Consider the following 12,702-nt stretch of genomic DNA (forward strand, 5'->3'; position numbering starts at 1 on the left):
CGCCCCCTGTTTTTTGAATAGCGCGCGGGTTGCCCATGCTGATCCTGTCCTTGCTGCTCCAGGCAGCGGTTGCCACGCCCACTCCCGGCCTGCCGCCTCAGCCACCCGCAACGATGGTGGTGGAGCCTGTCGGCATGTTGATCGCCACCTTTGACGCCGATGGCAACGCCCGCGTCACCAAGGCGGAGCTTGAGGCCGGCGTTCGCCGCACATTCGAGGCGATCGACACCGGTCGCACGGGGCAGCTCGGCTATATCGCCTTTGCCGATTGGGCGGAGCGGTATTTGGGCGATCGCAACGCCCTGCCCAGCCCGTTCGAAACCGATCGCAACGCCGACAACCGGATCACGCTGGACGAACTGCAGGCAACGCTTGCCGGCTATTTCGCCCGCTTCGATCGTGATCGCGATACGGTCGTCACCCGCGCCGAACTGCTGACCATTCGCGCCAACGCCACCCGCTCCACCCCCGATCTGCCGCCGGACGGCAAGAAGAAGCGCGCCCGCCGATGACTGACCGTTTCGCCTTCACCATTGCCGCCACCGATGGCGCCGCCCGCACCGGCAGCATCGCCATGGAGCGTGGCACCATCCGCACCCCCGCCTTCATGCCGGTCGGCACCGCTGCCACCGTGAAGGCGATGAAGCCCGCCGACGTGGAGGCGGCCGGGGCGGACATCATCCTGGGCAACACCTATCACCTCATGCTTCGCCCCGGGGCGGAGCGCGTCGCGCGGCTTGGCGGGCTGCACCGCTTCATGGGTTGGGACAAGCCGATCCTCACCGATTCGGGCGGCTATCAGGTGATGAGCCTGTCCGATCTGACCAAGCGGTCGGAGGAAGGCATCACCTTTAAATCGCACCTCGACGGCACCCGCCACTTGCTCAGCCCGGAACGCTCGATCGAAATCCAGCGGCTGCTCGGCTCGAACATCGTCATGGCGTTCGACGAACTGGTACCGACCACGTCGACGCGGGAGGTGCAGACCGCGGCGATGGAACGCTCGATGCGCTGGGCACGCCGCAGCCGCGATGCGTTCGACAGCGGCGGCGAACATGCCGCACACAACGCGATCTTCGGCATTCAGCAAGGCGCGCTCGACGAGGGGCTGCGCCGCACCTCCGCCGATGCGCTGATCGACATCGGCTTCGACGGCTATGCAATCGGGGGGCTGGCGGTCGGCGAAGGGCAGGAGGCGATGTTCGCCTGCCTCGATTTCGCGCCGGGTCAGCTGCCTGCGGATCGCCCGCGCTATCTGATGGGCGTCGGCAAGCCCGACGACATCGTCGGCGCGGTGGAGCGCGGCGTGGACATGTTCGATTGCGTGCTGCCGACCCGCTCGGGCCGCACCGGCCAGGCGTTCACCCGCTCGGGCCCGATCAACATCCGCAACGCCCGCTTCAACGAGGATCAGGGCCCGCTCGATCCCGAATGCGGCTGCCCCACCTGCGCGACCTGGAGCCGGGCCTATCTCCATCATCTGGTGCGCGCGGGCGAGATCCTCGGCGCCATGCTGATGACCGAGCACAATATCTTCTTCTACGAAACGCTGATGGCTGATCTGCGCTCGGCGATCGCCGAACAGAGGCTCAAAGCCTTTGCCGATGCGTTCCGGTCGCGGTACCAGCGCGCCAAAGGAGAGTAAGCGTGTCTGACGAACCGAACGAAATTCTCGCCGCTGCCGCCGCCGCGAAGCAGCATGAAACCGCCGCCAAGGACGCCAAGGCTGCGCGTCAGAAGCGTGGCTGGGATCTGGGCAAGATCGGCCTCGGCGTCGGCATCGGCTCCGCCGCGATCGCGGCCGCCGTCATGTTCACGCGCAAGAAGGACTGACCCGATCGCTCCTGCCGCTGGCGCGCCCAGCGGCAGAACGGGCGGCCGGCCGCAGCTCCCGTCGCTGACAACAGCCCGCACTAACGCCGAGGCTTAGCTCCGCCCCCACAGCCAGCCAGGCGACGCTCGCCCTGTCGCTGATCAACGCCCGCGCGCCATCAGCGCTCCGGCCTACAAGCCTGAGCGGCGATCATCCTCGGCTACGCAAGGGTGACCGCCGCCCGCAGGATCAGCCCGCCAGATCCTTGAACGCGGCATCCTTGTCCGTCCGGATCTCGCCCGGCAGGCCAAGCACGCGCTCGGCGATGATGTTCTTCAGGATCTCGTCGGTGCCCCCCGCGATGCGCAGCCCCGGCGCGTTCATCACCGCGCCCTGGAACAGCCCCTTCAGCGGCAGCAGCGCGGGATCGTTGATGATCCCGTACTGATCCTCCGCCTCGACCGCGGCGTTGCCCAGATCCTGCAGCACGTTGGCGGCGATGATCTTTCCGATCGAGCTCTCCGGCCCCGGCGTCTGGCCGCGGCTCAGCGCGGTCATGGTACGCATGCGGGTGTTCTTCAGCCCCTCGGACTGGACGTACCAGTCGGCCAGCCGCTGGCGGAACGCGCTGTCCTTGATCAGCGGGCCGTCGGCGGCGTCCAGATCCTTGGCCAGCGCCAGGATCTCCTTCGGGCTCGCCCCGCTCGCCCCGCCGACCGCGAGCCGCTCGTTCATCAGCGTGACCAGCGCGACCTTCCAGCCGTCGTCCACCGCGCCGAGACGCTGCGAATCGGGGATGCGGACGTCGGTAAAATACACTTCGTTGAAGTTCGAGCCGCCCGACATCTGGTGGATCGGCCGGATCTCGACGCCCGGCGATTTCAGGTCGAGCCAGAACATCGTCAGGCCCTTGTGCTTGGGCACGTCGGGGTTGGTGCGGACCAGGACGATGCCATAGTCCGAATAATGCGCGCCGGAGGTCCACACCTTCTGGCCGTTGATCACCCAATCGTCGCCATCGCGCACCGCGCGGGTACGGATCGCCGCCACGTCGGATCCGCCGGCCGGTTCGGAGAACAGCTGCGACCAGATCTCCTCACCACGCAGCGCGGGGCCGACGAAGCGCTTCTTCGTCTCGCCATCGGCAAACGCCATCACGGTCGGCACGCACATGCCAAGGCCAATCGTGAAATAGCCATACTGGACGGGGAACTTGGCCTCTTCCTGGCCGAAGATCACCGACTGGATCGGCGTGCCGCCGGCCCCGCCCCATTCCTTGGGCCAGGTGATCTGGGCATAGCCGGCCTCGGCCTTGCGCCGCTGCCACGCCTTGCCGGCGGCCATGTCGTCGGCATGGTTCTGCGCCTTGTGCTCGGCGACGTTCTTTTCCAGCCAGGCCCGCGCCTTGGCGCGATAGTCGGCTTCTTCCGGGGAATCGTTGAAGTCCATGTCGCTATCCTCTCACGCGCTCAGGCTGCGTTCTTCATTTCAAGCTGGCTGACCAGCCGCTCGCGCCACGTCGCCGGGGCACCCGCCACCAGCGAAAGCTGCCGCGACCGGCGATAATAAAGCTGCGGGTCCGCTTCCCAGGTGAAGCCGATGCCGCCGTGCGTCTGGATATTCTCCTTGGAGGCGAACCAGAACGCCTCGCTCGCCGCAACGCGTGCGGTCGCCGCCGCCAGCGGCAGCTCGCCCGCATCGGTGTTGAGCGCCCAGGCGCCGTAATAGGCGTTCGACCGGGCGATCTCGTTCTTCACATACATGTCGGCCAGCTTGTGCTTGATCGCCTGGTAGCCGGCGATCGCGCGCCCGAACGCCTGCCGCTCGAACGCATAGGCCTTGGCCATCTCCAGGCTCTTGTCGGCCCCGCCGATCTGCTCGAACGCCAGCAGCACCGCCGCACGGTCGAACACCGCCTGCATCGCGGTGATGCCGTCCTCCCCGCCATTTTCTGGGCCCAGCCGCTCGGCCGGCGCGCCCGAGAAGGTCAGCTTCGCCGCCGACCGCGTCGGGTCCAGCGTGGTCAGCACCTCGGCCGACACGCCCTCGCCCTTTTCGACCAGGTACAGCCCGTCCTTGGCCAGCACGACGATCAGGTCAGCGACGTCGCCGTCGGTGACCGGGATCTTCTCGCCGGTCAGCTTACCGCCCGACACGCTCGTCTTGATCGACCGCGCCGTGACCGGCCCCTTGCCCTCGGCGGTAGCGAAGGCACCGATCACCTCGCCCGCCGCGATCTTCGGCAGCCACTTCGCCTTCTGCTCCTGCGAGCCGAACTTCATCAGCGCCTCAGCGACGAAATAGACGGTCGAGGCGAACGGGATCGGCGCGCACGCACGGCCCAGTTCCTCGGCCAGCGCGCACAGCTCGACATGGCCAAGCCCCAGCCCGCCGAACTCTTCGGGGATGGCGGCGCCCAGCCAGCCCTGCTCGGCCACGCCTTTCCAGAGCGCCTCGTCATAGGCGCGGTCGTCATTGTCGAGCACGCCGCGCACCACCTTGGTGTCGCATTTGGCGGTGAGGAACTTGCGCGCCTCGTCCTTCAGCATCTTCTGGTCGTCGGAATAATCGAAATTCATCTAAACTCTCCCCGCCCGCGCCGTTCGTGCTTCGGCCATGCCCAGCACGAACGGGAAGCTGCCATCGTCATTGTTACTTGGGCTGCATCCGGATCGCGCCGTCCAGCCGCACGTCCTCACCGTTAAAATAGCCGTTGCGCAGCATCTCGACTGCCAGCGCGGCATATTCTTCCGCCATGCCCAGCCGCTTGGGGAACGGCACCATCGCTGACAGTGCCGCCTTCACCTGCGGCTTCGCACGCGCCAGCAGCGGCGTGTCGAAAATGCCCGGCAGGATCGTGTTGCAGCGGATACCCTCGGCCGCCATGTCGCGCGCGACGTTCAGCGTCATGCCGATGACGCCCGCCTTGGCGGAGGCATAGGCCACCTGGCCGATCTGCCCTTCCTCGCCCGCCACGCTGGCGGTGTTGACGATCGCGCCGCGATCCCCGTCCTCGGTCGGGTCCAGCGTCATCATCCCGGCGACCGATCCCACGATGCACCGGAACGATCCGACCAGGTTCAATTCCAGCGTCTTCTGAAAATTCTCGATCGGATAGGGAACGATCGATCCGTCCTCACGCGACCGCGCCACCGTCTTGTTCGGCCCGCCGAAGCCACCGCCGGCGCAATTCACCAGCGCGCGTTCCTGTCCGTTGGCGGCACGCGCCTTCGCGAAGCCCGCATCGACCGACGCCTGGTCCATCACGTCGACTTCGCAGAACACCGCACCGATCTCCTCGGCGACACCGGGGCCGATCTCGGCATTCTTGTCGAACAACGCGACCTTCACGCCCTGCGCGCGCAGCGCCTTGGCGGTCGCCAGCCCCAGCCCCGAGGCACCCCCGGTGATGACGGCAGCAATATCCGGTCCGAGCTTCACGCCCCTCTCCCCTAATCCTGAGCGGCGACCCCGTCGGCCGTCCGCGATTGCAGGATAACTTTAGTTATGTAGAGTGCGCCGTCAACAACATCATCGCAACAAGCATGAGTGGGAGAGGCATCGTGGAATATGAGATGATCTCGGTCGAGCGCCGGGGCGAAGTCGATTGGGTGACGATGAACCGCCCGCACGTCCTGAACGCGCTCAACGATCGCCATGTGGAGGAGCTGAACCATTATTTCGGCGCGCTCCACAAGGATCGCGACTGCCGCGTCGTCGTGCTGAAGGGCGCCGGCCGCGCTTATTGCGCCGGGCTCGATCTGCAGGAGGGCGGCCGCTCCGAATTCGACACGATCGATCGCCTCGCGCACCAGCGATCGATCGCCGAGATCGTGATGAAGATGCGCTATTGCCCGCAGCCGATCATCAGCCTGGTCCACGGCCCGGCCTGTGGCGGCGGCTTCGCGATGGCGCTGGCCTCGGACATCCGCATCGCCGGCGAATCGGTCCGCATGAACGCCGCCTTCATCCGCATCGGCCTTTCCGCCTGCGACATCGGCGTCAGCTACTTCCTCCCCCGCCTCGTGGGCGCGAGCGTGGCGGCCGAATTCATGCTCACCGGCAATTTCATCACCGCCGATCGCGCGCTTGCCACCGGCCTCGTCAGCCGCGTCGTGCCCGATGATCAGATGGAGGAAGCCGCCGCGCCGCTGATCGAACAGATGCTCACCACCTCGCCGATGGGCCTTCGCCTCACCAAGGAGTGCCTGCGCATGTCGATCGACGCGCCGAGCCTTGAGGCGGCGGTGGCGATGGAGGATCGCAACCAGATCCTGTGCGCGACCTCCCCCGATTTTGGGGAGGGCATCAAGGCGTTCTTCGAGAAGCGCCGGCCCGATTACACCAAGAAGAAGGAGCAGGCTGCATGAGCGGGGGACTTGAGGGACGGGTCGCACTGGTAACCGGCGGGGGCCGCGGCATCGGGCGCGAGATCGCGCTCCGCCTGGCGCGTGACGGCGCCGACGTCGCGGTGAACTATCGCCGCGACGCAGAGGCCGCCGAGGAAGTGGTGCGCGAGATCGAGGGCCTCGGCCGCCGCGCCAAGGCCTATGCCGCCTCGGTCGACCGGTTCGAGGATTGCGAGAAGCTGGTCGACGCCGTCGTCGCCGACTTTGGCGGGATCGACATCCTCGTCAACAACGCCGGCATCGCCAGCCGCGGGCAGAGCGTCGCCGATACCGACCCGGCCGAGTTCGAGCGCGTCATGCGCACGCACTGCTTCGCCCCGCATTACATGTCGAAACTCGTCCTCCCCTCGATGCGCGAACGCGCCAAGGAAAAGGGCCGCGGCGACATCATCGTGATTTCCAGCGTCGCGACGCTGTACCACGCCCCCAATGGCGCGCCCTATTCGATGGGCAAGGCCGCCGGAGAGGCGCTGGCGCTGGTGCTGTCGAAGGAGGAGCGGCCCAACAACATCCGCACCAACATCGTCGCCCCCGGCCTCACCGTCACCGACATGGGCGAGCGGCTTGCAAAGGCGACGCGCGGCGTGGCGGACATTCATGACCTCGCCGCAGGCTCGCCGTTCGGGCGCGTCTCAACCCCGGCGGACGTCGCAGCGGCCGTGGCGTACTTCGTCTCGGCCGACGGCGAATATGCCAACGGGCAGAAGATCAACCTCCACGGCGGCGGCTGATCGACAGCGTCATGCCGGGCTCCCGCCCGGCATGGCCGTCACGGTGCCGGGATAGCCGTCACTCGGCGCGCAGGCGGCGCTCTTCCTCATAGATATAATCGCGCGTGACCGGCACCGACAGGCGCCCGCGCGTCAGCTGCACCTGATAGTTGCACAGGCCGCCATGGCGGAACGCCGCTGCCGCGCCCGCCAGGTAGAACGTCCACATGCGGAAGAACTTCTCGTCATACAGCGCGACGATCTCGTCCTTCGCCGCCATCGTGCGATCGTACCAATGGTCCAGCGTCCAGGAATAATGGACGCGCAGCACCTCGATGTCGGTGGGGAACAGCCGCATCCCCTCATAGCCGCGAACGATCTCGCTCAGCGCCGGGTTGTAGCCGCCCGGGAAGATGTACTTCAGCGTGAACTGGTCGGTGACGCCCGATCCCCCCAGCCGCCCGATCGTGTGCATCAGCATCACGCCGTCCTCGGTCAGCAGCTCGCGGCATTTCCCGAAAAAAGCGCGATAATGCTTCACGCCGACATGCTCGAACATGCCGACCGACACGATCCGGTCGAACTGGCCCGTGACCTTGCGGTAATCGATCAGCTCGAACCGCACCTTGTCGGCGACGCCCGCTTCCTCGGCACGGCGGCGCGCGACCTTCAGCTGTTCTTCCGACAGCGTCACGCCCAGCACCTCGGCGCCGGTCTTTTGGTGGAGGTACAGCGCCATGCCGCCCCACCCGCAACCGATATCCAGCACGCGCATCCCCGGCTTCAGCGCCAGCTTCGCGGCGATATGCGCCTTCTTGTCCGCCTGCGCCTGCTCCAGGCTGTTCGCCGGGTCGGTGAAATAGGCGCAGCTGTACTGCCGGTCGGCGTCGAGGAAGAGGTCGTACAGCCGGTCGGACAGGTCGTAATGATGCGCCACGTTGCGCTTGGAGGCGCGCTCCATGTTGATCCGTCCGAACCGGTGCGCCGCCGCTGCCACCGCGCGCCGCAACGGGCTCGCCGCCAGCGCCGAGCGGCCGTCTTCCCAAGGGTCGTTGGAGGTCAGCAGCTCGACCAGCGCGCGAATGTCGCCCTGCTCGATGATCAGCCGGCCGTCCATGAACGCCTCGGCCGCACCCAGGCCGGGATCGGACACGATCGAGCGTCCGACATTCTTGTCGGTGAACCGAAGCACCACGTCGGGGAAGCCGGCTTGCGGCGTGCCAAAGGTCTTGGTCGGGACGTCGGGGCGATGCAGGGTCAAGGTACCGCGTTTCACCGCGCGCGAGAGAAATAGATCGATCAGCGCCATGGGCGACCTGCTAACCGCCTCGGCCGTTCGTTTCCAGTACGTACCTACCGCTCAGATGCCGGCGTACCAGTCGTAGTCGACATTGTCCTCCCAATAGCCGCCGCGCCCCTTTCCGATGCCTGCCAGGCTGTCGACGGCGGTCACCCGCATCAGATATTTGGCGTGCTTGTAGCCCAGCTGCCGCTCGACCCGCAGCCGGCATGGCGCGCCGTTCATCACGGGCAGGAACCGGTCGTTCAATGCCCAGGCCAGGATCGTCTGCGGGTGGAACGCGTCCACCAGATCGACCGATTCATAATATGGGGCGGCACCATATTGATCGGCGCAGGTGAAGACGATGTAGCGCGCCGCATCGCGCATCCCCGCGGCCTTCAGCACATCGCCCAGCTTGGGGCCCTGCCATTTCGCGATCGCGCTCCACCCTTCGACACAGTCGTGCCGCGTAATCTGCGCGCGCTGCGGAAAAGCGGCCAGATCGGTGAGAGCCAGCGACAAGGGTCGGGCGACCAGCCCATCGACCTGCAATCGCCAGTCGGCAAAGCCACCCGCGCGCAACGCGGTGTATTCGGGGGTGCCCGGATCGCGCGTGCCGTTCGGCCGGAAGAATGGTGACCGCTGCTCGGGCGTGAATTCCGGCGCCAGCGCGTCGCGATCGACCAGCGCACGCTGAAGGCCGCGCTGCATGTCCTCCCCCATGAACAGGATGCGCCGCGCGGCCGGATGCTCGATCACCCGATCGCACCCGGCGAGCAGTGCCGCCCCGCCTGCCACACCGCCGGCGATCAGGCTGCGACGCGCAACGATCATGGCCGCGGCTCCTCTGGCACGCGCCACCATCCGGTGATCATTGCGCGCATTTCGTTCACCGGCCCGGCCAGGATGACCAGCGCCAGATGGCCAATGATGAACAATGTCAGCCCGGCCATGCACAGGAAATGGATCGACCGCGCCGATTGCCGCCCCCCGAACAGGTCCAGCAGCCAGGGGAAGCCGGCGTTCATCATCGGCGACAGGGCAATGCCGCTCAGGATCACCAGCGGCAGCAGGATGAAGACGACCGCCACGTACGACAGCTTCTGGAAGATATTGTACGCGGTCGGATCGTCGGGATCATGGAATCGCAGCGCCAGATGCTCGCGCACGTCCGCTGCCAGCTTTTTCGGCGCCAAGTCACGGCGGCGTACGCGCAGGTCATTGGCGAAATGCCGGTTCAGCAGGCTGGCGATCATATAGGCCAGCAATCCGAACCCCAGCACCAGTGCAAAGAACAGATGCCAGCGCCGCGACAGCGCCAGATTGTAGTTCGCCGGGATCGTCAGCCAGGCCGGAAATCGCGGCAGCTCCAGCCACGCTGCATCGAAGTTCGCGCCGTAGCGGCCCCAATACAGCCGCGGATGAGCGTTGGAGATGCCCAGCCCCGACCCGATCAGCACGAAGATCGCCACGGCATTGATCCAATGCCACAATCGGGTGGCGATGCGATGGCGGAAGACGAGGGACATCCTGCACAGGCTAACATGCTTTGCCGCAGCGTCCATCCGCGGCCAAATGCTTCCGGAAAGCGGCCGCGCAGACGCCGCCTATCAGCCGTAGGCGCGCCAGAAAAAAACGATCGTCGTCGCCCCTGACAACAGCAGCGTCCACCACCGGATCACCGCGGCTGGCAGCATCTTCCCGATCACTGCGCCCGCCCAGCCGCCGACCAATGCCCCGATCAGCATCGGCACTGCCGACGGCCAGTGGATCATGCCGGTGGCGACGAACACGATTGCCGCCGCCGCATTGGCGACCGCCAGCATCAGCGTGCGCGGCGCGAACATCGCGCGTGGGTCCAATCCGGCGAGCAGGCCATAGGTGGCGGTCATCATCAGCCCAACGCCACCGCCGAAATAGCCGCCATAGATCCCAAGCAGTGCCTGCGCCGCGATCAGGGTGTGTCCCCCGATCGTCACGCGCTGCGCCAGCCACACCGACGCGCGCTTGCCCACCGCCAGCACGACAAAGGCGTACAGCACCAGCCAGGGCACGATCACGTCGAACGTCCGCGCCGGGGTCAGCACCAGCAGCGTACTGCCGACCAGCCCCGCGGCGAACGTCACCCAGCCCAGCACCCGCAGGTCGACCCCGCCCAGCGCGACCCGCTCGTGCCGGAACGACCAGCTGCTCATCGCCGCGCCCGGCAGCACCGCGAAGTTGGAGGTGGAATTGGCGATGTTCGCCGGCAGGCCGATCGCGAGCAGCGCCGGCATGGTGGCGAACGATCCTCCCCCGGCGAGCGCGTTCATCGCGCCGCCCAGGAATCCGGCGGCGGTGACAAGGGCAATTACAGCAAGATCAAGCACGCGCGGCTCTTTGCCGCGCGTGCGCTGCTTGTCGAGGTCTCTCGTGCCGCGCCGCGGTGGCGCGGCGACCTGGATCAGATTCTGCCGGTGCCCGGATAGGCGAACAGCAGATCGGCATCCTCCGACGCGTGGAGCAGCTCAGGGCCCGTCACCATCACGCACTCGCCGGCGTGCCAAGCGACGCCGCCGACAACGCCCTCACCCCGGATCGGCACCAGCCATCCGGTATGGCCGTCCGCCAGGTCGATCGACCGCTTGCCGCCACCCCAGCGTTCCAGCACGAACTTGGGCCCTTCGACCAGGATCGTTCGGCCCGGTGCCACCTCGCCCGGCCGCGGCGGCGCGACATAAGGGTCGAGATCGGCGACCGCGACGCCATCGTCCAGATGCAGCTCGCGCGGCCGCCCGTAATCGTACAGGCGATACGTGGTGTCGGAATTCTGCTGCACCTCGATCAAGGTCAGCCCGGCGCCGATCGCGTGAATCACGCCGGAATGCGAATAATAGAAATCGCCGGCCTTCACCAGCTTCCAGTCCAGCTTGTCCTCGATCGATCCGTCGAGCGCACTCTGCCGCAGTTCGTCGGCAGTCATCGGCTGCTTGGGCCCGATCGCGATCGTCGAATCGGGCTCGGCGTCTAGGATTACCCAGCATTCGTCCTTGCCGCGTGGCAGGCCGCGCTTCTGCGCTTCCTCGTCCGACGGGTGGTCCTGCACCGACAGCTTCTCGCTCGTGAAAAGATATTTGATCAGCAATTCAGGCTCTTCGGGGTGCGGCGACTGGAACCACACCTCGCCAATCGGCTCGCCATCGGCAGCGGGATCAGGGAAGCCGGGATACAGAACATGGCGTCCCCACGGCTTTTCGACCCGCTTGGTGGCCAGCAAGGTTGCAGTCATTTGATGTCCTGTAATGATCGGGCACGATTGCACCGGAATTCTACCGGTCGAACGCCGTCGCGCTCAATGCGTTTCATCCACGACGTTTCAGCATTGTTCGCGCGTGCGGCCCTGCGCTAAAGGCCACTACGATGCGTAAACTCCCGTCCCGTCCGCTCATCGCCCTGGTCCTCGCGGCGATGGCACTGCCGATCGCAGGCTGCGCGCGCAATCGCGCCGGCGGTGATCTCCCGTACGTCGCGCGCGACGTGGGCACCTTGTACACCGCGGCTCGCGAAAAGCTGGACCAGCGCCAGTACAAGCTGGCAGCGGCCCTGTTCGACGAGGTGGAGCGTCAGCACCCCTATTCGGTCTGGGCCCGCCGCGCGCAGCTGATGGGCGCGTTCAGCAATTATCTGGCGAAAAACTATACCGAGGCGATCCAGGGCGCCCAGCGCTTCCTGTCCGTCCACCCCGGTAACCGCGACGCGGCCTACGCTTATTACCTCATCGCGATCAGCTATTATGAGCAGATCAACGACGTCACCCGCGATCAGAAGATCACCGCCCAGGCGCAGGACGCGCTCGGCGAGCTGACGCGTCGCTACCCCAACAGCCGCTACGCCGCCGATGCGCGACTGAAGCTGGACCTTGTCCGCGATCACCTCGCCGGCAAGGAGATGGAGATCGGGCGCTTCTACGAACGCCGCGGTCAGTGGCTCTCGGCATCGCTCCGGTTCCGCAAGGTAATCGACGATTACCAGACCACCACCCACACGCCCGAGGCGCTGATGCGCCTGACCGAGACCTATCTGGCGCTCGGCGTGCGTGAGGAGGCAAAGCGGGCGGCCGCCGTGCTCGGCGCCAACTACCCCGAGACCTGGTGGTACAAGCGCGCCTACGACCTGCTCGGCGAAAACCCCGCGACGCCGATCCGCCCGCTGGCTCCCGGCGAGCAGATCGTGCCGCAGGCGACCGTTCCGGCGCCCGAGACTCCCGTCCGCAAGGAAGTGGAAGTGCTCCCGGTAGAGGATACGCCCACGCCGCGTGCCGAGGCGCCCGGTGCACCGACTCCGGCCACCACCACGGGCGGCGCTGGCGCCACGCCGGGCGGCAACGCGCCGTCCACCGCGACGCCGACCGGCGTACAGCCCGGCACGCCCCCCGCTCCCGCGGACGTCCCGCCGCAGGACCAGTGAGCGCAGCACCGATGATGCACCGCCCGCGCGTTCGGGCGTTGG

14 protein-coding genes are annotated in these 12,702 nt (G+C 66.7%); 6 read left to right on the plus strand and 8 right to left on the minus strand.

Annotation, left to right across the window (positions count from 1 at the left end):
* Window positions 1-35 precede the first annotated feature (35 nt).
* Genes K0S66_RS08180 through K0S66_RS08190 form a run of 3 tightly spaced genes read left to right on the plus strand, consistent with a single transcriptional unit; the run spans window position 36 to window position 1,833 of the window.
* Window positions 36-512, plus strand: coding sequence for an EF-hand domain-containing protein (locus K0S66_RS08180; RefSeq protein WP_301074846.1), 477 nt, complete (start codon window positions 36-38; stop codon window positions 510-512).
* A complete protein-coding gene (gene tgt / locus K0S66_RS08185) occupies window positions 509-1,645 on the plus strand; it encodes a tRNA guanosine(34) transglycosylase Tgt (RefSeq protein ID WP_301074847.1) in 1,137 nt (378 codons plus the stop codon). The genes K0S66_RS08180 and tgt overlap by 4 nt, the downstream gene beginning before the upstream one ends.
* Window positions 1,646-1,647: 2 nt before the next feature.
* Complete coding sequence (locus tag K0S66_RS08190) at window positions 1,648-1,833, plus strand: hypothetical protein (protein WP_301074848.1); 186 nt, start codon at window positions 1,648-1,650, stop codon at window positions 1,831-1,833.
* 229 nt (window positions 1,834-2,062) lie between these two features.
* Here K0S66_RS08190 and K0S66_RS08195 read toward each other — a convergent pair whose 3' ends face one another.
* The 3 genes from K0S66_RS08195 to K0S66_RS08205 form a co-directional block, all read right to left on the minus strand.
* Window positions 2,063-3,262 (minus strand): acyl-CoA dehydrogenase family protein, encoded by a 1,200-nt coding sequence (locus tag K0S66_RS08195; RefSeq protein WP_301074849.1) that lies wholly within the window; start codon window positions 3,260-3,262, stop codon window positions 2,063-2,065.
* A 20-nt stretch (window positions 3,263-3,282) separates the two neighbouring features.
* Window positions 3,283-4,392: an acyl-CoA dehydrogenase family protein gene (locus K0S66_RS08200; RefSeq protein WP_301074850.1), complete on the minus strand. Its 1,110-nt coding sequence runs from the start codon at window positions 4,390-4,392 to the stop codon at window positions 3,283-3,285.
* 73 nt (window positions 4,393-4,465) lie between these two features.
* Window positions 4,466-5,254 carry an SDR family NAD(P)-dependent oxidoreductase gene (locus K0S66_RS08205; protein WP_301074851.1) on the minus strand — a complete coding sequence of 263 codons (789 nt, stop codon included), beginning with the start codon at window positions 5,252-5,254 and terminating at the stop codon, window positions 4,466-4,468.
* A 104-nt stretch (window positions 5,255-5,358) separates the two neighbouring features.
* Here K0S66_RS08205 and K0S66_RS08210 point away from each other — a divergent pair, with 104 nt between their 5' ends.
* Window positions 5,359-6,183 carry an enoyl-CoA hydratase/isomerase family protein gene (locus tag K0S66_RS08210; RefSeq protein ID WP_046411531.1) on the plus strand — a complete coding sequence of 275 codons (825 nt, stop codon included), beginning with the start codon at window positions 5,359-5,361 and terminating at the stop codon, window positions 6,181-6,183.
* Window positions 6,180-6,953, plus strand: coding sequence for an SDR family NAD(P)-dependent oxidoreductase (locus K0S66_RS08215; protein ID WP_301074852.1), 774 nt, complete (start codon window positions 6,180-6,182; stop codon window positions 6,951-6,953). Before K0S66_RS08210 ends, K0S66_RS08215 begins: the two co-directional genes overlap by 4 nt.
* 58 nt (window positions 6,954-7,011) lie before the next feature.
* Here K0S66_RS08215 and K0S66_RS08220 read toward each other — a convergent pair whose 3' ends face one another.
* From K0S66_RS08220 to K0S66_RS08240, 5 genes are all read right to left on the minus strand, one after another.
* Window positions 7,012-8,241 carry a cyclopropane-fatty-acyl-phospholipid synthase family protein gene (locus K0S66_RS08220; RefSeq protein ID WP_301074853.1) on the minus strand — a complete coding sequence of 410 codons (1,230 nt, stop codon included), beginning with the start codon at window positions 8,239-8,241 and terminating at the stop codon, window positions 7,012-7,014.
* 51 nt (window positions 8,242-8,292) lie between these two features.
* Entirely contained in the window at window positions 8,293-9,048 is a 756-nt protein-coding gene (locus K0S66_RS08225; protein WP_301074854.1) for a molybdopterin-dependent oxidoreductase, read from the minus strand.
* Window positions 9,045-9,743, minus strand: coding sequence for a cytochrome b/b6 domain-containing protein (locus tag K0S66_RS08230; protein WP_301074855.1), 699 nt, complete (start codon window positions 9,741-9,743; stop codon window positions 9,045-9,047). The genes K0S66_RS08225 and K0S66_RS08230 overlap by 4 nt, the downstream gene beginning before the upstream one ends.
* Window positions 9,744-9,824: 81 nt before the next feature.
* Window positions 9,825-10,583, minus strand: a complete 759-nt coding sequence (locus K0S66_RS08235; protein WP_301074856.1) for a sulfite exporter TauE/SafE family protein — start codon at window positions 10,581-10,583, stop codon at window positions 9,825-9,827.
* Window positions 10,584-10,657: 74 nt separating this feature from the next.
* The gene (locus tag K0S66_RS08240; protein ID WP_301074857.1) at window positions 10,658-11,482 is read right to left on the minus strand and encodes a class I mannose-6-phosphate isomerase; all 825 of its coding nucleotides are present in this window, start codon (window positions 11,480-11,482) and stop codon (window positions 10,658-10,660) included.
* A gap of 131 nt (window positions 11,483-11,613) precedes the next feature.
* Between K0S66_RS08240 and K0S66_RS08245 the strand changes: the two genes are divergently transcribed.
* Window positions 11,614-12,660 (plus strand): outer membrane protein assembly factor BamD, encoded by a 1,047-nt coding sequence (locus K0S66_RS08245; protein ID WP_301074858.1) that lies wholly within the window; start codon window positions 11,614-11,616, stop codon window positions 12,658-12,660.
* Window positions 12,661-12,702 lie beyond the last annotated feature (42 nt).

Source organism: Sphingomonas sp. (genome assembly GCF_029239295.1).
Lineage (GTDB): Bacteria > Pseudomonadota > Alphaproteobacteria > Sphingomonadales > Sphingomonadaceae > Sphingomonas.